Source organism: Microbacterium sp. NPDC007973 (assembly GCF_042958465.1).
Lineage (GTDB): Bacteria > Actinomycetota > Actinomycetes > Actinomycetales > Microbacteriaceae > Microbacterium > Microbacterium galbum.
In genome coordinates, this window is sequence record NZ_JBIBJJ010000005.1 from 19,139 (window position 1) to 41,133 (window position 21,995).

Here is a 21,995-nt window from a genome sequence, read left to right on the forward strand (position 1 = left end):
TGCGAATTTGTTGTGTCGCCGAGTAAATTTACTCGCCAAATCAACTTGGTGAGGGCAGTATTGCATCGGACGCGAAAGGGGTCAAGATCTGATGTCGGATGCCACATCGGCGGCGGCCTCCTTGCGCAGACGCAGCCTCGACGCCGTGCTCGCCCACGCCTGGGACGCCGAGGCCTTCACCGCCAGCGACGTCATGGCGGCGGTCGGCCTGACGCGGTCGACGACCATCGACGTGCTCGACGAGCTCGTCGGGCGGGGCCTGCTCGCCGAGATGCCGAACGCCCGCACCGTCGGGGAGTATTCGAAGGGGCGCCCGGCGCGCCGCTTCGCGTTCCGTCCCGACTCGGCCGTGGTGGTCGGCGTCGACGCCGGCCGCGGGCACGTCACCGCCACCGTCGCCGATCTGCGCGGACGGGCGCTCGCGACCTCGCGCCTCGCGGTCGACCCCGAGCGGGATTCTCCGGAACGCCGTCGACGCGCCGCCGAGGCGACGGTGGACGCGACCCTCACCCGGGCGCACCGCGACCGGTCCGAGATCGCCGCCCTCTGCGTCGGCGTCCCCGCGCCCGTCGATCGATCGGGTCGCTCCCCCGTTCATCACGACCGCTTCTGGGAGCGCATGAACCCGGGCTTCGTCGACACGTTCGCCGAGTGGGCTCCGGTGGTGCGCGTCGAGAACGATGCCTCCCTCGCGGCCGTCGCCGAGCGTGCGCACGGCGCCGCGGTCGGCGTCGACGACTTCATCGCCCTCCTCGCCGGCGAACGTTTCGGTGCGGGGATCTGGGTCGACGGGCGTCTGCTGCGCGGTGCTCACGGCGGCGCCGGCGAGACCGTCGCGTTCGATCGGGTCACCGGCGTGGGCGGCGCCGAGGGCCTGGCGCCGCGGTGCGTCGACGCGGCCCGCGACGCCCGTGCCACCGGGCGCCTTCCCGCCGGATCGGCTCTGGCGACGATCGACCCCGCCGCGCTCGACGCCAAGACCGTCCTCGACCTGGCCGGCACGGGCGATGCCGGGGCGCTCGCCGTCGCGCAGGAGGTCGGCGGCGCGCTCTCGATCGTCGCCGCGACCCTGGGCAGCCTCTTCGACGTGCGAAGGGTCGTGGTCTCGGGCGCGATCGCCGCGGGCGCCGAGCCGATCATCGCCGCGGCACGAGCCGCTCTCCCCCGCGCTCTGGACCTTCCGGCGCCCGAGATCGTGGCATCCCCCCTCGGCGCGGACATCGTCTCGATCGGCGCGGTCGCCGCGGCCGTCGACGCCGCGCGCTCCCGTGCGCTCGACCTCCTCGCCTTCGCCGCGCCCGACGCTCGCGCGCGCGCCTGAACGCGCCCCTCGGCGACCGCCGCAACCCCGCCTCGCGATCCGCGCGACCTCGGTAGCGTCGGTCGTATGCCCGATTGGCCCGAACACGTCCTCTGGTGGCACCTCTACCCGCTGGGGTTCGTCGGTGCGCCGATCCGCGACGGCGTGGACCCGGACGCCGAGCCCGCGCATCGCCTGGACCGTCTCGAACCGTGGCTCGACCATGTCATCGAGCTCGGGCTGAACGGCCTGCTGCTGGGGCCGGTCTTCGCGTCCGAGACCCACGGCTACGACACCGTCGATCACTTCCGCATCGACCTGCGGCTCGGAGACGACGCCGATTTCAGCCGTCTCGTGGGCGCGGCGCGGGAGCGCGGCATCCGGATCCTGCTCGACGGCGTCTTCAACCACGTGGGGCGCGGGCACCCCGCCTTCCGCGAGCAGACGGAGGACGGACCGCAGTTGTTCCGCGGGCGGTGGATCGACGGCCGGTTCGAGGCGGACGTCTTCGAGGGGCACGACGCGCTCGTCGCCCTCGATCATTCCTCCCCCGCCGTGGCCGACCTGGTGGTCGAGGTGATGTGCCACTGGCTCGAACGGGGTGTCGACGGATGGCGATTGGATGCCGCATACGCGGTGCCCCAGACCTTCTGGGCCGAGGTGCTGCCGCGCGTGCGGGAGCGCTTCCCCGACGCGTGGTTCCTCGGTGAGGTAATCCACGGCGACGCGGCGCGGATCGTGCAGGAATCGAGCATGGACTCCCTGACGCAGTACGAGCTGTGGCAGGGCATCTGGCACGGCATCGCCGTCGGGAACCTCTTCGAGCTCGGTCACGCGATGGAACGGCACGACGAGCTGCTCCGCGTGTTCGTCCCTCAGACGTTCGTGGGAAACCACGACGTCACGCGCATCGCCTCGGCGGTGGGCGCCGACCTCGTGCCGCACGCCCTCGCGGTGCTGTTCACCGTCGCCGGGACCCCCTCGGTCTACGCGGGCGACGAGTTCGGCTGGACCGCGGTGAAGGAGGAGCGCCTCGGCGGCGACGACGCGGTGCGTCCGGAGTTCCCCGCCTCACCCGACGCGGTGGACGGCGACGCCCGGATCCTCGAGGCGCACCGGGCGCTCGTCGCCCTGCGGCGCCGTAAGCCGTGGCTTTGGCGCGCGCACACCGACGTGGTCGAGCTGGCCAACACCAGCATCGTGCTGCGGACGGCGACCGCCGACGACGCGGTCGTGGTGACGCTGAACATCGGCGACGAGCCGGTGTCGCTTCCGTCCGCCGACGCCCGCACGGTCGTCACCGGCGACGGGACGCTCGTCGGCGATCGGGTCGAGCTGGGCCCGCGGGGCTGGGCGGTGCTGGAGGCCTGAGCGCCAGGCCACTCGCGCACCCAGGTCCCAGAGCCTGTCGAAGGGACCGAGCCCGCCCCGAGCACCGGTGCCGCGCCTCACCCGCCCGCGCGGAACCGGTGCTCGGGGCGACCCGTCGACCCGTAGCGCAGGCTCACCTGCACGAGCCCCCGCTCCGCGAGCGCGGTGAGGTGTCGCTGCGCCGTGGCGCGCGAGACCCCGATGCGCTCGGCCACCTCCGACGCCGAGGCCTCGTCTCCGGCCAGCGCCCCCAGCACCGTCTGCTCGGTCGCCGACCGTGCGAGCGAGGCCCCCTCGCGCTCGCCGCGCATGAGGGATGCCGCGCGGTCGATGTCGTCCTGCGAGAGCGGTCGGACGCTCGTCAGTAGATTGCGATACCGGGCGTAGCGCTCGAGGCGCTCGGCCAGCACACGGGTGTCGAACGGCTTCACGAGGTACGCGAGGGCACCGGCCGAGAATGCGCGGCGCACCGTCGCGGCATCCGTCGCCGCCGACAGCACGAACGCATCGACGTCGAGGGTGCGCACCAGGTCGATCCCGTCGCCGTCGGGCAGGTAGACGTCGGCCAGCACGAGATCGGGGGCGTGCGCCGCGATCGCGATGCGCGCCTCGCCGATCGTGCGCGCCGGCTCCAGCGCGACGAACCCCGGCCGCGCGGCGACCGCCTCGCGATGGAGCCCCGCCACGCGGAAGTCGTCGTCGACCACCAGAACCCGGATGCCGCTCACGCGTCGCCTCTCTCTCGTTCCACGTCGTCGCGGCTCCGGCGTACGCCGGGCAGGCGCGCCGCCACAAAAGCGCCGCTCTCCTCGTCACCCGCGTCGACGACCCACACGTCCCCGCCCCGGCGCCGGGCGAACTCGCGCGACAGGGGCAGCCCGATCCCGAGGCCGTGCACCCTGTCGGTGTCGACGTCGGTTCCCCGCTCGCGCTGCGCGAAGATCTCGTCGACGTCGGCGATCCCGCCCCCGCTGTCGGACACCGTCATCACCACCGCGTCGCGATCGTCGAGCACGCTCACCTCGACCTCGCGGGGCGCGGGGGCCGCCGCGGCGGCCGTCACGGCGTTGTCGATGAGGTTCCCGAGCACCGCAACCACGTCTTCGACGTCGTCGATCGTCTCCCTCGAGAAGGTGTCGTCGGCGACGCGCAACGCCACACCGCGCTCCCGGGCGGCGAGGGCCTTCGCGCCGAGGAAGGACTGCAGCATGGCGTCCCCCACGAGCTCGATGCCCGGCACGGCCCAATCGACCGAGCCCCGATCGACGAGGTCGGCGAGGAACCCCCGCGCCTCCTCGACCCGGCCTGCGTCGAGGAGCCCCACGGCGGCGTGCAGCCGGTTGGCATTCTCGTGCCGCTGCACGCGCAGAGCGTCGCCCATGGCGCGCACGCTGTCGAGGCGGCCCGAGAGGGCCATCACGTCGGTCCGGTCGCGCAGAACGGCCACCCGGCCGAGGGCGCGCGCCCCGCGTCGCACGGGCCGCACGTCGACGAAGACGACGCGGTCGCCCAGCGGCAGCCCGGTCGCGGCCCCGGCGCCCGACAGCGCGGCCGAGACGGCCGGCGCGAGACCGAGATCGGCGATCGGTCGCCCCACGGCGCCGGTCACACCCAGCAGGCGTTCGGCGGTGGCCGTGCACACCCGCACCACACCGGCTTCGTCGAGGGCGACGACGCCCTCATCGGCTCCCTCGAGCACGGCGGTCTGGGTCTGCACGAGCGCGGCGAGCTCTTCCGGCTGCACGCCCAGGGTCAGCCGCTCGAGCCGGCGTCGCATCAGCAGGGCCACGAGCGCGCCGATGGCCACGGCGAGCGCGACGGCCACGGCGATACCGGCGATCAGCGCGGGGAGGTCGTCGAAGACGCTGGCGCGTTCGAAGCCCACGCTCACCTCGCCGACCGGCGCCCCTCCGCCGGGCGGATAGATCGGCACCTTCGCCCGCGCCGATTCGCCGAGCGTGCCGGTCTCCCAGGTCACCACCTCGCGACCGGCGAGCGCGTCGGCGAAGCTCGTGCTCACGACCTGCCCCAGCCGGTCGGGGTCGGGGTGCGCCAGACGGATGCCGTGATCGTCGGTGATGACGACGAACAGCCCCTGCGTGCGCCCGGTGACGTCGGCGGCGTAATGCTGCAGCGTCCCGTCGCGCAGCCGGGCGGCATCGGGGGTTCCGGGGTCGGCGGAGAACGCGGTCACGAGCGAGCGCACGTCGGGCGCCTCGGCGACCGAACGGGCGATGTTGAGGGCCGACGAATCGGCCTCCGCCTTGAGCTGCTGCACCCCGAGCCACGCGAACACGGCCGTGCACACCGCCACGACGACGAGTTGGGTGGCGACCTGCACCACGAGCATCCGGGTGGCGAATCGCATGCGCACCTCCCGGTCGGCGACGTCGTCATGCGCGAAATGCGCAGAAGACACGGTACGCGCATAACGACGCTCAATGCGAGCAAACGCGCGCCCGAGAACCCGGTATCCGTACGGTCGGCAGATCGATGGCGCACCGGGCGCCCACATCCACGACGAAGGAGTCGCGATGACCCCCCTGATCCTTGCGGCCGAGGCCGAAGAGTACGCGGTGGCCTACACGCCCGCCGACGGTGTGCTCGTCGCCCTCGGTTTCCTCATGGTGCTGTCGTTCATGGCGTTGATCATGACGCGGCGCATGACCCCCATGGTCGCCCTCATCATCGTGCCGACCGTGTTCGGCCTCATCGGCGGCGCCGGTTTCGGCCTCGGCGACATGGTGATCGACGCGATCGGCAAGATGGCACCGACCGCCGCCCTGCTGCTGTTCGCCATCATGTACTTCGGCATCATGATCGACGTCGGCCTGTTCGATCCCCTGATCCGCGTGATCACGCGCTTCCTGGGCGACGACCCGGCAAAGATCGTGCTCGGCACGGCGATCCTCGCCGGCGCGGTGTCGCTCGACGGCGACGGCTCTACCACCTTCATCATCACCACCTCGGCGATGCTGCCGCTGTACCTGCGCCTGGGCATGAGCCCCGTGGTGCTGACCTGCGTCGCGGGTCTGATGAACGGCACCCTGAACATCGTGCCGTGGGGCGGCCCCACCGTGCGCGCCGCGACGGCGCTGGGCCTGCAGCCCACCGACGTCTTCGTGCCGATGATCCCCTCGCTCCTCGCGGGCCTGGTCGTCGCCCTCGCCTTCGCCTGGTTCCTCGGCCTGTCCGAGCGCAAGCGCCTCGCGGGTTCGGTCGACACCTCGAAGATCGACGGCTCCGGCGGCTTCGGTCGTCTGGGCGCCCCGAAGATGTTCCGCGGCGCGGAGCACAAGCCCGGCGCGCTCGCCTCGCTGCGCACGGGCAACATCGTGACCGTGCGCGGGGGTCGCGACGCGATCGCCGCCCCGCAGCTGGTCGAGGCCGCCGACACCGCGATGGCCGACACCATGCTCGACCCGAACCGCGCGACGCTCCGGCCGAAGCTCATCTGGTTCAACCTCGTGCTCACCGTCGCCGTCATGGTGCTGTTGGTGATGGACATCTTCCCGCTCGCCTTCGTGTTCATGGTCGGTGCCGCGATCGCCCTCCTCGTCAACTTCCCCAAGCTGCGCGGGCAGGCCGACGAGATCGTCGCCCACGCGCCCAGCATCGTCGGCGTCGTGTCGATGGTGCTGGCCGCGGGTGTCCTGGTCGGAGTGCTGAACGGCACCGGAATGGTCACCGCCATGGCCGACTGGATCACCCAGGTCATCCCCTCGTCGATGGGTCCGTTCCTCGCCGTCATCACGGGCGTGCTGTCGATCCCGTTCACGTTCTTCATGTCGAACGACGCGTTCTACTTCGGCATCCTCCCGGTGCTCGCCGAGAGCGCCGCGAACTACGGCATCGCGCCCGTCGAGATGGCCCGCGCCTCGATCACGGGTCAGCCCGTGCACCTGCAGAGCCCGCTCGTGCCGGCCATCCTGCTGCTCGTCTCGCTCGCCGGAGTCAACCTCGGCGACCACCACAAGAAGGTGCTGTGGCGCGCGACCGTCGTCTCGCTGGTCATGCTCGCAGTCGGCGTGCTCGTGGGCGCGGTGCCGCTGCTCGGCTGATCTGCGACGGTCGGAGACCCCGCGCCCTGGCATCCGGGGTCTTCGATCGTCGCCGGGTACCGGGGTCGACCGAACGGTCAGGCGTTACGTCGGGCGACCGCGGACCTCAGACTCGTCGGGCGGTGAGGATGCACGAAGCGGCGGCCCCTCGAAGGGGACCGCCGCTTCGTGTTGTGCGTCAGACCGCCCGACGGCGCGGGCGACGCAGCACCCACGCTCCCGCGCCGCCGACGAGCAGCAGCGCGCCGAACAAGGCGACACCGAGCGGCGCCTGTGCTCCGGTGGCAGCCAACGTGCCCTTCGCCGCGACCGAGATCGGCAGGCGCGCAATCTCGGTTCCGTCCGCGGCCCACACCACGATGTGGTGCGTTCCGGTCGGGAGATTCGCGGGAACCCGCACGTCGAACGTCACCCGTCCGGCTGCGTCCGCCGCCGGAATACCGGTGATGCGGATGGGGTCGCTCTGGAGCTCAGCGGTGATCTGCTCACCCGGCTTCACCCCGCTGACTGTCACGCGAACCACGCCCCCGCGCTCCACCTGCGAGGCGGACGCGGCCGCCGTCGGCACGCCGGGCGCGTTCGGACCGACCGACGGCGTCGGCTGCGACGTCGGGGAACCGGTGGGCTCCGACGTCGGCACGCCGGTAGGCACCGGAGTTGCCGTCGGCTCCGCAGTCGGCGTCGCGGTCGGCGTCGCCGTCGGCTCCGCGGTCGGCGTCGCGGTCGGCGTCGCGGTCGGCGTCGCAGTGGGCGTCGCGGTGGGCGCCGTCCCGTGCACGACGGAGACCGTGTATGCGGTCTTCGTCAGATGGTCCTGCGCGAAAGCCTCGAGCTTGAGTGTGGTCGGCTCGCTCTCGGCAAGCTGCACCGTACGCGGCTTCGTGTCGTCGATCAGGATGCCATCGGCGTAGATCAGACCACTCGGCGTCGCCGGGTCGGCGTCGAAGGTGACCGACGTGGCACCCTGGCGGGCGTACACCGTGTAGGCGGTCGTCGAGCCGGTGAACGTCGGCGAAATGGTGGCATCCGAGAACGACAGACCCTTCAACGCCGACGTGGTGTCGTACGCGGTCTGGGTCGAGGTGAAGACGCCGTAGACGCCGCCGACGAGGCTGTTCCCGTTGCTCTGGAAGCGCACCGTGACGATCGGGATCTTGTTGCCGTTCTCGTCGAGGACGTACTTCCCGGCGGAGTCGCGACGGTAACGATCCGCGCTCGCGGTGTCAGCCGTGAACGAGGCAGGGATCTCGTCGTACTGGACGTACCACTGGTCGTTCCCGGCACCGTTGTTCACCCGCTCGCTCTTCAGCTTCTTGTCGTTGACATAGACGTCGAAGGTGCGGCCGGCGTCGCCGCCGTAATAACGGACGCCGAGGTATCGCTTGTCCGCCGACAGATCGACGGCCATGTCGTACGAGAAGTACGCGGCGGCATTCCGCTGCGCGTCGCGGTACGGCATGCCGCGCCAGACGCCCACGGTGGACAGGTTCGTCTTGTAGTTCTTGCCCGCCTCGCTGTTGTTGTTGTCGAACGACGTGAGCGAGTCCGTGGTGGTCTCCTCCGTTCGCTCCTGCTGCTTCTCCTTCAGGATCATCGCCTGCGCGGCGTCGGAGTCGGGCTCGATGAGGTTCATGTACAGCGCGTAGCGAGCGTTGTACATGCTGTAGTACGGCTCGAACACAAGCTTCGACGCGTCCTCGTCCACGTTCTTCAGCGCGAACTTCATGACTTCGTGGCCGTTGTTGTCAGGACCGTTTTCGAGACGCACGACGTTCTGCGCGATGTTCGCCTTGAAGTCCTCGACGTTCGACACCAGCACGTTGTTGCTGAGCGACTTGTCCGGGGTGCTCATCCGCACGAGGATGCCGGCGAGGTAGGTCTTGTCGACCGCGACGCGGCTGAGTTCCGCCGACAGCAGTACCGGGCCGTACCGGAACGCGGCCCAGTCCGGATTCTCGGTCTTCGCGTCGACGGACACGGTCGCCGGGACGGTGTAGTCGATGCGGTCGCCGGCGGAGATCGGGACCACGATGTAGCCGTTCTCTCGATTCGAGGCGTCTCGAACCTGGCCATTCACCTTCAGCGTCGGATTCTGCGACCAGTCGGGAACGCGCAGTCGGAGGGTCGTCCCCTCGGGGAGCGCACCGCCGTCGATCGAGGCCACCGTGAGGGCGACATCGTTCTTGTTCGGTACGTCGGCCACCTGCGTCAGCCTGAGGTTCTGCGGCTCGGAGGTCCAGGTCGACGACCGGAACATGTTGACCCACACAGACGACCCCTTGCGGAAGTAGATCGAATCGCCGAGCTTGGTGAAACTTTCGGTCGCACTGGCGTGGTCGCACCAGAACTCGCCATCCCGGGCCCCGAACACCTTGGCGTATCCGGCTGTCTGCGGCTGGAAGTACGTCATCATGCCGGTGTCGCGGTTCTGCGAGGCGAGGATGGTGTTGATGTACGTGTTCTCGTAGTAGTCCGCGTACTTCACATCGGGGTTCACTTGGAACAACGCGCGGGTGAGGCGAAGCATGTTGAATTCATTGCAGCCTTCGACCGTCGAGTTCTCTCCATAGCCGTTCGCCTCACCGTTCGTGGCGAACTGGTAGAGCGTTCCGGGCGCCTGAAAGTGCTCCGAATAGCTGTTGCCGCCGCCTGCGTACGACCTGTTGTTCGCGACGAACGACCAGAAGTTCTCAGCAGCCTTGTGGTACATCTCCAGATCGTCCTTCTCCGCCTGCGTAAGCCGTGCGTAAAGGTCGGGAGTGTTCGTGAACAGCGTGTAGCGCTTCATCGCCCCGATGATCTTGGGGATCGTGGCGTTGGCGTGGAGACCGGCGAGCACGTCATTACCGGCGGCGAGCTGGCGGAAGAGCGTGACCTCGTCGAAGTACTCCGCGGCCCTCTTGTGGTCGTCGTTCTTCGTGACGGCGTACAGGTCGTACAGTGCCTCGTTCATGCCGCCGTATTCGACCGCCATCACCCGGGCGGGGTTGTCCAGGCTCGCGGAGTAGTTCTTGATCCAGGTACCGAATGCCGAGGCTACGGCGAGCGCGTCAGACGAAACATCGCCGGGTGCCAGTTCCTGCGCCTTCAGCAGACCCGCCAACACCTTGTGCAGGTTGTAGAACGGCACGATGAGACCGTCGGCACCATTGGGCAGGACGCTCGTCGGGAACGGTGCGACGTACCCCTTGTTGGCCGGATCCTTCTTCGCGTATGCGTCCTGGGCGGCCTTCAGCCCCTCTACGAGGGTCGTCAACTTGTCGAGCAACTGCGCCTTGCGAGTCGCGTCGGCCTCCGTCGAGTACGCCTGAGCGAGCGCGTAGAGGTACGAGCCGACGAAGTGCCCTTGGAAGCGCGGGCCGGTCGGGCTCTCCCATCCACCGTACGGCTGCGCGTCGGTGGGGATGCCAGCGAGCTGGTCGAAGGAGTACAGGAAGCGCTTCGGGTCGAGCTCGAGCAGCCAGTCGACCATCTTGGTGCGGCTGTTCTGCAGGTACGGATCGGTGACGAGCACCTCGGTGATCTGCGTGTCGTCGAGGTACAGCGACGCGTTCTCCCCGTCCTTCGGCACCGACACGGTGAAGGTCTTCGTCTTCGCCGTGCTACCGCCGTACGTCGCGGTGGCCGTCAGCGTGACTGTCGCATCGGCGATGGACGGCCGCACGACGGTCGCCTTGTCTGCGCTAACCGCGATGACCGCGGGCTTCGAGGAGGTCCAGGAGATGTTCGAGCCGTTCGAGGTCGTCGTGGTCAGACCGAAGTCTGCGACGGCCGTCGTGGGCACGGAGACCGTGTCCAGACCCTTCTGGGCGATGGCGGACGGGTCGAATGCGGGGTTGTTCTTCTGCTCGAGAGCGACCACGTCGTCGATGCTGGCGACGGCGTTGTACAACGTCCAGTCGTCGATCGCTCCGCGCGTATAGGCGCCGCGATAGACGGTGCCGTTGTATCCGATCGTCTTCTCCACCGTGGACTCCGAGCCCAGCACGCCGCTGGCCCCCGCGCCGAAGTTGACGTCGACGTTCGACACCTGCCGCTCGCCGTTACGGTAGAAAGTCACAGCTTTGGTGGACTTGTCGTAGGTCACGACGACATGGGTCCACGCATCCGTCGGGAAGAAGGTGTTGCGCGCACCCTTCACCGAGACCTTGTAGGGCTGTCCCCCGCTCGGGCCGATCGACAATGCGAGGGGGGTCCCGTCGTTCTCAGAGCTGAGATACCACCCCTCGGAGTTGTAGGCCGCCTTGCTCCACGTGAGCACCTGCTCACCGGTCATCGCGCCGTTCGGCTTGAACCAGAACGACAGCGTCAGATTCTCGGGCTGCAGGGTGGGATTCGTGCCGAGCGTGAGGGCGTCGTCGCCGCTGAGGTTCAGGGCCTGGCCTGAGATTCCGGTGACGTACTCGGCTGCTCCCTGCTTCATCGCGACGGGATTGCGCCCCGCGCTCGCGTCGGTGAGCGACCCGTCGAATTGCAGGTCGAGGACCTTCGCGGCATCCAACCCGGATGCCGCGGTCGCGGCGACGGGCGCAGTGAACGCGATCCCGCTGGCGACGAGGAGGGCGGTGGCGCCCAGCGCCACAGACCTTCGGAGGAGGGACATGCTGTTCCTTTCTGCGGCATCGCAGAGCAGGAGAAAGGAACGTCGATCGAGCCGGTTCGGGTACCGGCCGTCGACTCCCTTCTCAGGGTGGGCATCGTTGCGAGTGGCGACGTCTGCGTCGTTGGGAAAATGTTAGCGCTCACACGAAGGTGTGGCCAGAGTCCGTCGAACCGGTTTTACCTTCGTTACCGGTCTGCAATGGGTGGGACCGATTCCACGTCGCACACCTCACCCACACCACCCGGGCCGGGTTCCCTCGACGTCAGCGATCACGTCACCGTTCGTCGCGTCCACGATCTGCGTCCGACGCCCGACGCGATCGGCTCGAGCCGGATAGCCGTCCATCGGCCCCGCGTCGGGAACCACACCTATCGCCAAATGCCTCCCGCTCGGCGAGGCGCAGACTTCGACGATCCGGCTGCCCGACTCGGCCGCGGCGACAAGAGCGCCGGGACGGCCGGGCGCCCCGCGCGTCACCTCGACGGTCGTCCAGGTCGCGATCGCGTCCGGAGCGAGCATCAGACGCCCCGTCCCGGGAGCCGCGTCGATCGCTCGCGTGCCGTCGACATCGGTGACCGACCCACTCGTCAGGTCGAGGATCGACAGTCCGTCCGCGCCGCCGAGGACGACCGACGTCGTTCCCGGCAGGAACGACAGGAGATCGCCCAGCTGCCCCAGCACCCGCGGGGGCGCGGCCCCTGTGGCATCCACCAGAAGCAGGCTCCGATCCGTCGTCTGCGCGACCAGATAGGCGCTGCCCGGCACGAACTGCCATGCCTCGGTCCGCACCGGCTCGCCGTCCAGTCCGGCCACCGTGCGCGGTGGGGCGGACGGGTCGGAGAGGTCCGCGAGGAACAGAACCCCGGTGTACTGCTGCACACCGTCCTCGGAGGAACCGGTGAAGACGTATCCGATGCGGCCGGCGTCGCTCGAAGCCCGCAGGAGGCGCACATCACCGCGACCCGGCAGCGGCAGCGTCGCCTCGGAACCGTCGCCGCGGGCGAGCTGCACCGACGTCGCACCGTCGCGGTCGACGGCAACCGCGACGGTGTCGCCGCCCGATTCGGCGTACTCCTGGATACGCGGGGCGCTCAAGATCGTGGCGTCCGATCCATGAGACAGGTCGTGTCGCACGACCGCGTCGTCCCCCTCCGCGCGCTCGAAGGCACCACCGCGCTCGAGCGTCGTCATCGTCAAGGGCGGGGTCGTGAAGGAGTACTCGGTGCTGCTGAGTGTGCCCGTGGTCTGGCCGCGCAGGGCGGGCACGACGAGGCGGTACGCGGTGGCGTACTCCAGGGACTTGAGAAAGCGCACCCGCAGTGAGGCGCCGACCACCTCCACCTGCATCGGGGCGGCCGGCTCCAGCGCGATGCCCTCCGTCGACGACGGATCGAGCGGCTGGTCCGTGCGGACCGACACGACGACGTCACGCTGAGCGACGGCGGACGCGGGGTCCCCCGTGACGGCACGAACCTGTGGGCCCTGTGCGAAGGCGGCCGCGGCCAGGAGGGAACCGGCGATCACCAGGACGGCGATGACCACCGTCGAGACGAGGGCGAAGTGACGCCCGCGGTGCCGCGGCTCAGGAGATGTACGGGTCATCGGGCTCCGACACCTCCTCGGCCGAGTCCGCGACGAGGCGCGTCGCCCCGTCGGCGTCGGCGAACGTCCCCGTCAGCCGCACCCAATCGCCCGACTCCGCTCCCGCGGGTAGCGTGTCGCGGTCCACCGCGATGGCGAACAGCTGCGCGTCGACGGTGCAGCACGTCACCGCGTAGCGACCGATCCGCGCGGCGCCGGCGCCGTCGAGCAGGACGATGCCGGTGACGTCGGCGCGCTGTCCGACGAGGTCGTTCGCCGTCGAGCCCGTGCCGAGAATCGTCGCCCAGTCGCGGATCGAGAAGCGCGTCGGATCGCTGCCCACGAGCACCGGCGCCGGCACATCTCCTCCGCCGTCCGTTGCGGCAGCGCTCGTCAGCGCGCGCTCCGCGCTGAGGGTGGCCGGCGGCACCACCAGCAGGGCGACGGCGGCGACAAGCATCAGGATCGAGGTGCCCACGGTCGCGACCGCCCGCCATGGCGGGGCGGCGGCCCCTCCGTGATGGTCGTGATGCTCGTGGTGGTCGTGGTCATCGTCGGGACGGGTCGCGGCTCCCCAGACCGCGAGAACGAAGAGCACCGCCCCCACCACGTTGAGCACGACCGTGAACATGACATAACGCGGATGGATGTACAGCGTCAGGTCATCGGCCGCGGCGAGCGCAAGAGTGGCGACGAGCCCGGTGCCGCACAGGAGCATGCCGCCCCAGCGCGAGAGGAACCCCGAGACATCACACAAGGAGATTCACCCCCAGCCCCAGCACGGCGGCGCACAACGCCACGACGACCGTGATCACGGCGAGCGCCCGGGCGCGGAAGGTCGTCGAGAGCATCGCGAGCATCTTCACGTCGATCATGGGGCCGAACACGAGGAAGGAGATGAGCGCTCCCGGGGAGAACGACGATGCGAGGGAGAGGGCGAAGAACGCATCGACGTTGGAGCAGATCGCGATGACGAACGCCAGCGCGATGAGCGCGAGCACACCGTAGACGGGGTGACCGCCGACGCCGACGAGCGTCTCGCGCGAGACCGCGACCTGGATCAGACCGGCGATCGCGGCGCCGAAGAACAGCGCGGGCAGCATTGCGGACATCTCGTCGCGGAACATCGCGGCCACCCGACGCGGGCTCGGCCGTGAGCGCTCCTGGACGGAGACGGCGCAGGCGACCGCCCACGCCGGTGTCAGCATACGGGACGGGTCCGGGTGCAGGCTCACGAGCCAACCGACGAGGTTGGCGATGACGAAGCCCCCCACCAGGCGTGAGATCAGGATGCCATCGCTCCACCCGAACGCCTGGTAGGTCGTGACGAGGGTGATGGGGTTGAGGATCGGCGCGGCCAGCAGAAAGGTCACCGAGTCGGCGACCGAGAAGCCTCTCATCATGAGCCCGCGGGCCAGCGGCACGTTGCCGCATTCGCAGACGGGCAGGATCACGCCGAGCAATGACAGGACGGCGCGGCGGAGGATGCCGCGGCGCGGGACGATGGCATCCATCGCCCGCGTCGGCACCCAGAGCTGGACGGCGATCGAAATCACGACGCCCAAGATGACGAAGGGCAGGGATTCGACGACGACGCTCGCGGCGAGGGTGATCCCGTCGGACAGAACGCTGGGTAGCGGGTTGTCCGCACCGACCGTGGACACGCGAACGACGACGGCGACTGCGAGCACGAGGGCGGCGCCGATGAGCGTCCGACGCACGGCGGGTCGCGGAGGGCGTGTGGGGGTGGGCCGACGCACCGGGGGGGCGATGCGGGTGCTCGTCATGGAGCCTCCTGGGTTCGATGGGTCGTCGGACGAATGCCGGCGCCGCGCCCCGTGGAGGGGCGCGACGCCGACATCGGTATCAACGGGTCAGGCTGCGGTACGACGCGGGCGACGCATCGCCCACAGCACTCCACCGGCGACCAGCAGCATCGCTGCGAGGAGTCCCGCGGCCAACGGCACTTGCGCGCCGGTGGCGGCGAGCTGACCCTTGGCGACAACCGTGATCCCCACGCGTTGAATCTCGGAGCCGTCGGCGGCGAAGACCACGATCGAGTGCGATCCCGTGGACAGGTTGCCCGGGATCTGTACGTCGAACGTGACGCGTCCGTTGCCATCGGCCGCGGGGATGCCGGCGATGCGGATGGGGTCGCTGCGCAACTCGGCGACGACCTGCTCACCCGCTGTGAGCCCGGTGACCGTCACCGACACGACGCCGCCGCGTTCGACCGTGGTGGCCGAGACCGTGACCCGCGCGGCCGCGGGCGCCGAGGTCGCGGTGGCGTCGGGCGTCGCTCCCGGCGTCGACGTGGACGTCGGCTCCGGGGAGGCCGTCGGGCCGGTCGTCGGCTCGGGCGACGCGGTCGGCTCTGCCGTCGGGGTCGCCGTCGGCGATGCGGTGGGACTCGCCGTCGGCGAAGTCGTCGGGTTCGGCGTCGCGGGGACCTCGCGCGGGTCGACGCTCGTCAGCGTCGGCGTGACGGGCTGGAAAAGTCCGTCGGAGCCGATCGTGACGCGATCGATCGTTGTCTCTCGATTGGTCCCGTTCCCACCGGGGATCGCGAATCGGTGGTACGCGATGTACCACTCGTCGGTACCGGGCACGTTGATGATCGAGCTGTGCGCGGTGGCGAGGATGCCCTGCGACGGGTCCTTCTGCAGCAGGATGCCGCGGTAGGTCCATGGTCCGTCGACGCTGGTCGACGTGGCGTAGCCGACGCGGTAATCGGGCGAACCGGTGTCGTCGATCGAGTAGGTCAGGTGGTACAGACCGTCGCGGTAGTTCATGAAGAGCCCCTCACGGAAGTCGGGCAGTCCGCTGATGCGCTTGATCGTGCCCGCCTTGATGCTCTTCATGTCGTCGGACAGCTCCCCGTAGACCGGGCTCCCGTTGCCCCAGAACAAGTAGGAGGTGCCCGTCTTGGGGTCCTTGAACGCCGCGGGATCGATCGCCTGGCCGCTGTTGACACTCTCACCGTTGGTGATCATCGGCTGCGCCTCCGCGGTGAACGGCCCTTCGGGATTGTCGGCCACGGCGACGCCGATCTCCTTGCGGTTGTCCGCCGGGTTGTGCCCGCTGAAGTAGAAGTAGTACTTCCCCCCCTTTTCGATGATGGTGGGCGCCCACGCGTTGCCGGTGGCCCACGGGACATTGCCGTTTGAACCGTCGAGGGTCAGGAACGGCTTGTCCGAGCGGGTCCAGTCGACGAGGTTCTTCGACTTCCAGACGTAGAACGTGTTTCCTCCCCAGCCGGGGGTGCCGTCGGTCGTGGCGTAGATGTAGTACGTGTCGCCGAACACCGCGATGTTCGGGTCGGCGTAAAGTCCCGGGAGCACCGGGCTCTTCATCTCGATCGCCTTGAGCGTCCAGACCACGTCGGCCTGACCGTCCGTCTTCAACGTCACCGTCATGGGTGTGCTGAGGTTGCGGACAGTGCCCGAAGCGGGGGTGGCCGTCGTACCGGCGGCTGTTGCGAACGTCGGCCGGAGGGTCGTCAGGTCGGTGCCGGGTGTGACCGGGAACGTCACGGTGCGATTGGCGGCGTCCACGAGGGGCGCGACCTTGAGCGCGGCGGGATCCTCGAGGCTGACGTTGCCGAGGAGACCGGCGTTACCGGACTGCTCGACGATCTCCTGACCGCTCAGCGCGCGGTTGTAGAGCGCGAACTCGCGCATCTGCCCGCGGAAGAGGTTGTCGGCGTTGTACACCGACTTGCCGAGGTAGTTCGCCAGCGTCGAGCCCCCGCCGATGTCGGCGGGCCGCACCGTCACGTTGGTGTTCACAGCGACCTGCTGCCCGTCGAGGTACAGGCGGGCCGTGCTTCCGCTCAGGGTGTACGTCAGGTGCACCCAGCGATCGCGCGGGAGCGCCGAACCCGAGTTCGCATTCTGTTCACCCGTCCAGTTGCCGGTCGTCACCGCGGCACGGTATTGCCCGTCGCCGGTGGCGAACAGGTAGCCGTTGCCCGTGCCGTTGCCCGCCGTATTCCCGATCCCGTAGAGGAAATAGGGGCTGCGCTGGGCCGGATCGATCTTCACCTCGGTCTCGACCGTGAAGTCGTTCACCCCGACGACCAGGTTGTCGGGTAGGTCGACGTAGTCGTTCGTGCCATCGAAGGTGAGCGCGCCGTTCGAGAACGTCGCACCCCCCTTGATCTGTGCGTCGCGACCAGCCCCGGAGCGGTCGTGCAGGACTGCGCCGGATGCATCGGCGAAGTCATAGCGCACGATCTCACCGTTGGCGTTGGCCGACAGCGGCTGCGGGAGGTCGGCACGCAGCGCGGCCAGTTCGGACGCCGTCACCGGCATGACCGTTCCGTGACGGGGGCTGGAGGGGAGGCGATAGCTCGCGGGGACCTTCCAGTCGGGCGCGTCGAGGTTGTTGGTACCCAACGGGATGTACCCGCGTCCGCCGTACTCGTCGACGAAGAGATAGTACGCGTTTGCCGATGTGTCGCCCGGGTTGGCCTTGAAGATCGTCGGTCCCTCGACCGCACCCAGTCCTGCGTCACGACCGATGCAGCTGTCCTGCACTTTCCAGGCGGCGTTCGCCGGGTTCCAGCCTGCGGCGTCCTTATCGTCGACGGCGGTCAGGCTGCTCGAGCGCTCCTGGATGATGTCGCGGCAGCCGGTGGTGCTGGCTTCGTCCTTCGTGAAGCGGTAGTACTGCCCGTTGTCTTTCAGCACGGTCGAATCGATGCGCGACGCACCGAAGTCCTGCCAGACCTTGGCCTCGCTGAAGGTGACGAAATCGCGCGTGGTGGCGTACATCATCGTCTGATAGAAGTCGCCCGTGTGATTGGGGTCGTTCTCGCCGAAGAGAGACGAGGCCCAGAACACGACGTATTCGCCGAGCGCATCGTCGTAGTAAGCCTCCGGCGCCCAGGTGTTGCCGGCGTTGTCGGGGGCGATTCTGACGTGGCGCTGCGTATCCCAGTGCACGAGGTCGTGAGACTCCCACACTTCGATGTACTTCGACCCCTGGCGCTGCGCGCGACCCCAGTCGCCGTTTCGTCCGATCGACAGATCGGTGGCGATCAGGTAGAACGTGTCGCCCTCGGGCGAGCGGATGATGAAGGGGTCGCGGAGGCCCTTCTCCCCCTCGGTCGAGGTGAGCTCGGGCTGGCCGCCGTTGAGCTCTGTCCACGAGAGGGCATTGTTGCCGTTGCTCGCAGCGAAGTAGATGTTCTCCCCCGCGACGGAGTTGCCGGTGAAGTATGCAAACGTGTACCCCTCGAACGGGCCGATCTGGGCGGCCTTGCGGACGACTGCGGGGAACGTCCGCTTCTGCGTCACGGCGTTCTTGGTGATGGACGCCGTCAGCTCGACGGTCGTGTCGGCGCTCGGGCGCGTGACCTTTCCGTCGACGCCGATGACGGCGGTGTCCGCGGAGGCCCACGTCACCGGCAGCCCTTGCGAAGCGGCCGGCAAGGTCAGGTTGCCGCGCACGTCGTCGACGTTGGTCACGGTCAGCGCCTGGAGCGCGCTCGCCACCGCCGCATCGTCTTCGGGAGTCTGGATGAGACCCTTCACCTGCGTGGCCGTGAGCGCGCCGTCATAGAGCCGGAAGTCGCGCAAGCTGCCCGCGAGCAGTTTGTCGGGGGCGTAGTTCGAGCGGCCCAGGTAATTCTTGGTCGTCGTGCCGTTGCCGATCTGCCCGGGCGTGATGGTCGTGTTGGTGTTCTCCGCGACCTGCTGACCGTCGATGTAGAGACGCGCGGTCTTGGTGGGCGCGTCGAGCGTGTAGGTGACCTTCTTCCAGACACCGCGTTCGAGAGGGGATCCCCCCCTGGTCTCCTGCTCGGTCGACCAGTTGCCGGAGGCGATACCTGCGCGCGCGGGATTACCGGTGGCGAACAGGTAACCGTCGCCGAACCAATCGGTCGTGTTGCCCAGACCCCAGAGGAAATAGTTGCCCGACTGCTCGGGGCGCACGACGACGTCGGCGCTCACCGTCACGGAGGTCAGCCCCTTCAAGACGTCGTCGGGCAGCTTCACGTAGTCGTCGATGCCGTCGAGACGCACGCCGTTGCTGCCGCTGAGCGTGGGGGCGCCCACGAGGGTCGCGTCCAGACTCGAGCCGCGGGGAGACGTATTGTGGGCGACGGTTCCACTGGTCTCGTCGAGGGGATACGACAGAACCAGCTGAGGGTCGGCTTCAACGGCGACGGCCGCGAGGGGCACGGTCAGCGGAGAGGCGAGCAGGGCGGCGATGACCGGGACGGTCAGCGCGAGCTGAGAGCGACGCCGTGGGGGCGGCGAAGCGGAAATGTCAGGCACGGGGGCGGGGTCCTCTCGTGATGCGTCATTGCAGGGCCGTCGTCCTCGACAGCGCCCTCATGTTAGCGCTCACAGTGGGATCGGCACCAGCATGTCGACGTCATCACGCCGGGACACCTCGCGGGGACGTCGCGCTTGGTGGCCCGAGGGGGAGCGCGCGCTGCGTCAACAAGCAGCGCGCTCAGCGCGCGCGTCGTGCGGCAGCCGGCCGCGCCGCGGGAGCAGAATCGCGCACGATCAGCCGCGTGGGCAGCGGCGTGCTCTCCGTCGCCGTGTCCGGCTCCTCGACGGCGAGCAGGACCTTCTGCATGAGAATCTCCCCCAACGCCCCGAAGTCCTGCCGGACGGTGGTCAATGAGGGGTGGAGGAAGGCGGCCTCGGGCAGGTCGTCTACACCGACGACACCGACGTCCTCGGGGACTCGCATCCCGCGCTCGCGCAGCGCCGACAGCACCCCGATCGCCATATGGTCGTTGGCGACGAAGATGCCCTCACCGGGCGCGACGTCGGCCTCACCGGCGATACGGTACCCGCTCGCCGCCGACCAGTCGCCGTGGACGACGGTCGTCGATTCGCTCCGCGACGACGCCATTTCATCACGCCACCCGCGCAGACGTTCCACCGCGTCGGGGTTGCGCGCCGGCCCCGCGATATGGCGGATGGGGCCGTAGCCCGCCTCGATCAGGTGCCGCACGGCGCTTCGCGCGCCGCGGTACTGGTCTATGGCGACCAGGCGTGAATGCGGCCTACTCGAAGACGCGGCCGCGATCAGCGGAATGTCGAGCTCGAGCGCCTGGATCGCCGCGAGCACCTCCGTGTCGACGACGATGAGGACGATGGCGTCGACTCGCTGTTTCAGCAAACCGTCGATCGCAGAGCGAACGGCGGCGATGTCGTTCTCGGGCGTGCTGATCGCGTCGACGTTGTACCGCGCGGCACGGGCGGCGAAATTGAAGTTCATCGCAATCGATGACGGGCCATAGCTCACCGTTCCGGGCTGCACCAGCCCGATCGTCCGAGTGCGCCGGGTGACGAGAGCGCGTGCGGCGGGAGACGGACTGTAGCGCAGCTGAGCGATCGCCTGCTCGACGCGGGACCTCGTGGCCGGCCGCACATTCGGCATGTTGTTCAGCACGCGAGACACAGTCTGGTGCGACACCCCGGCAAGCCTTGCGACGTCGAAGATATTGGCGGTGCGTGCCGGTTTGTCGTCACTCATTCGCGGCCCCCTCCGGACTCTCGGGCTTGGCCACGAGAGCCAGGAGGGCGTCGGGGGTGATTTCGGATGCCGGGACGATCTGCGCCAGGACGCCGTCGCGCATGACGGCGACGAGGTGCGCGACGCGCAGGACCTCATCGAGCTCGGCGGAGATGTAGACGATCGACAGGCCGTTCTCGGAAAGTTCACCGACGAGGCGCTGGATTTCGGCCTTCGCGCCGACGTCGATACCGCGGGTGGGCTCGTCGAGCACGATGACCCGGGGAGACAAGGCCAGCAGCCGCGCCAGCAGAACCTTCTGCTGATTGCCGCCCGACAGCGTCGACACCGGTCGGTCGATGTCGACCGGCCGGATGTGCAGGGCCTCAACCCAGCTGTGGGCGAGTTCACGCCGCCGCGCCGTGCTCAGACGATGAAACACCCCGCGCTGGGCCTGCAGAGCGAGGCTGATGTTGTCGAGCACACTGAGGTCTCCGATGATCCCCTCGGTGCGGCGGTTCTCGGAGGAGTACGCGATGCGCTGCGCGATCGCGTCGCGGGGCGAGCTGAGACGGACAGGTCGGCCGTCGATGAGGAGTTCGCCAGAGGCCGGCCGATCGACGCCCGTGAGCGCCCGCGCCAGCTCGCTGCGTCCCGAGCCGAGCAGGCCCGCGACGCCGATGACCTCGCCTTCGGCGAGATCGAGGTCGGCCTCGCGCAGGCGCGGACCCGACCCGATCCCCCGCGCGCTCACGATGGAGGGGCTCTCGTCGGTGTCGATCGTGCGCTGCCCCAGAGGAGCGAGCGAGGCCGCCGCGGCCCCGAGCATCTTCTCGACGAGGTCGATTCGTAGCAGCTCGCGGGTGGCGTACTCGCCGACCAGGCGCCCCCCGCGCAGCACGGTCACGCGATCGCAGATCTCGTAGACCTGGTCGAGGAAGTGCGAGACGAACACCACGGCGATGCCCGTGTCCTTGAGCTCGCGGATGACGCGGAAGAGCTCCGCCACCTCGTCCGCGTCCAGGCTCGAGGTGGGCTCGTCGAGAACGAGCACCTTGACGTCGACCGACACCGCGCGGGCGATCGCGACGAGCTGCTGGACAGCCAGCGGGTGGGAGGAAAGCACCGATGCCGGGTCGACATCGACACCGAGGGCCGCCAAAGCGTCTCTGGCCTGCACGCGCATGGCGGCGTGGTCGATCACGCCCCAGCGCCGCGGCTCTCGGCCGAGGGCGATGTTCTCGGCGACGGTGAGATTGGGCAGGAGGTCGATCTCCTGGTAGACGGTCGAGATGCCCGCCGCCTGCGCGTCGGCCGGAGAGGAGAAGCGCGACACCACGCCGTCGACCAGGATATCGCCCGAGTCGAGGCGCAGCGCGCCCGTGATCGCCTTGATGAGGGTCGATTTGCCGGCGCCGTTCTCGCCCATCAGCGAGTGCACTTCGCCCGGACGGAGCACGAAGTCGACGCCCGCCAGCGCCGATTCCACACCGAAACGCACTGACGCCCCGCGCACCTCGAGGAGGGGCGGGGCGTCGGTGGCGGGCATGGGGTCAATCATGCCCCGGACTTCCCGAGAGCGCTAACACCGCGACGG

The 21,995-nt window shown here is 69.1% G+C and carries 12 protein-coding genes; 3 read left to right on the forward strand and 9 right to left on the reverse strand.

Annotated elements, in window-relative coordinates; translation table 11 throughout:
- Positions 1-91 precede the first annotated feature (91 nt).
- Positions 92-1,321, forward strand: coding sequence for an ROK family protein (locus tag ACFZA2_RS16495; protein WP_391406991.1), 1,230 nt, complete (start codon positions 92-94; stop codon positions 1,319-1,321).
- Between the two features lie 66 nt (positions 1,322-1,387).
- On the forward strand, positions 1,388-2,671 hold the full coding sequence (locus tag ACFZA2_RS16500) for an alpha-amylase family glycosyl hydrolase (RefSeq protein WP_391406993.1): 1,284 nt from the start codon (positions 1,388-1,390) through the stop codon (positions 2,669-2,671).
- A gap of 77 nt (positions 2,672-2,748) precedes the next feature.
- Here ACFZA2_RS16500 and ACFZA2_RS16505 read toward each other — a convergent pair whose 3' ends face one another.
- Together ACFZA2_RS16505 and ACFZA2_RS16510 are read right to left on the reverse strand one after the other, a co-directional pair.
- A complete protein-coding gene (locus ACFZA2_RS16505; RefSeq protein WP_315994549.1) occupies positions 2,749-3,399 on the reverse strand; it encodes a response regulator in 651 nt (216 codons plus the stop codon).
- Positions 3,396-5,090, reverse strand: coding sequence for an ATP-binding protein (locus ACFZA2_RS16510; protein ID WP_391406995.1), 1,695 nt, complete (start codon positions 5,088-5,090; stop codon positions 3,396-3,398). The genes ACFZA2_RS16505 and ACFZA2_RS16510 overlap by 4 nt, the downstream gene beginning before the upstream one ends.
- A gap of 115 nt (positions 5,091-5,205) precedes the next feature.
- On the opposite strand from ACFZA2_RS16510, the gene ACFZA2_RS16515 reads away from it, so the two are divergent.
- Complete coding sequence (locus tag ACFZA2_RS16515; protein ID WP_391406997.1) at positions 5,206-6,732, forward strand: CitMHS family transporter; 1,527 nt, start codon at positions 5,206-5,208, stop codon at positions 6,730-6,732.
- A 178-nt stretch (positions 6,733-6,910) separates the two neighbouring features.
- On the opposite strand, the gene ACFZA2_RS16520 is transcribed toward ACFZA2_RS16515, so the two are convergent.
- The 7 genes from ACFZA2_RS16520 to ACFZA2_RS16550 all read right to left on the reverse strand — a co-directional run bounded on the left by ACFZA2_RS16520 (position 6,911) and on the right by ACFZA2_RS16550 (position 21,947).
- Entirely contained in the window at positions 6,911-11,335 is a 4,425-nt protein-coding gene (locus ACFZA2_RS16520) for a beta-L-arabinofuranosidase domain-containing protein (protein WP_391406999.1), read from the reverse strand.
- Positions 11,336-11,563: 228 nt separating this feature from the next.
- Positions 11,564-12,937, reverse strand: coding sequence for a hypothetical protein (locus ACFZA2_RS16525; protein ID WP_391407001.1), 1,374 nt, complete (start codon positions 12,935-12,937; stop codon positions 11,564-11,566).
- The gene (locus tag ACFZA2_RS16530) at positions 12,918-13,673 is read right to left on the reverse strand and encodes a TIGR03943 family putative permease subunit (protein ID WP_391407003.1); all 756 of its coding nucleotides are present in this window, start codon (positions 13,671-13,673) and stop codon (positions 12,918-12,920) included. Before ACFZA2_RS16530 ends, ACFZA2_RS16525 begins: the two co-directional genes overlap by 20 nt.
- Positions 13,666-14,703: a permease gene (locus tag ACFZA2_RS16535; RefSeq protein ID WP_391407005.1), complete on the reverse strand. Its 1,038-nt coding sequence runs from the start codon at positions 14,701-14,703 to the stop codon at positions 13,666-13,668. The genes ACFZA2_RS16530 and ACFZA2_RS16535 overlap by 8 nt, the downstream gene beginning before the upstream one ends.
- Positions 14,704-14,790: 87 nt before the next feature.
- Entirely contained in the window at positions 14,791-19,200 is a 4,410-nt protein-coding gene (locus ACFZA2_RS16540) for a family 43 glycosylhydrolase (RefSeq protein ID WP_391407007.1), read from the reverse strand.
- 181 nt (positions 19,201-19,381) lie between these two features.
- Positions 19,382-20,419 (reverse strand): LacI family DNA-binding transcriptional regulator, encoded by a 1,038-nt coding sequence (locus tag ACFZA2_RS16545; protein ID WP_391407008.1) that lies wholly within the window; start codon positions 20,417-20,419, stop codon positions 19,382-19,384.
- On the reverse strand, positions 20,412-21,947 hold the full coding sequence (locus ACFZA2_RS16550; RefSeq protein WP_391407010.1) for a sugar ABC transporter ATP-binding protein: 1,536 nt from the start codon (positions 21,945-21,947) through the stop codon (positions 20,412-20,414). Before ACFZA2_RS16550 ends, ACFZA2_RS16545 begins: the two co-directional genes overlap by 8 nt.
- Positions 21,948-21,995 lie beyond the last annotated feature (48 nt).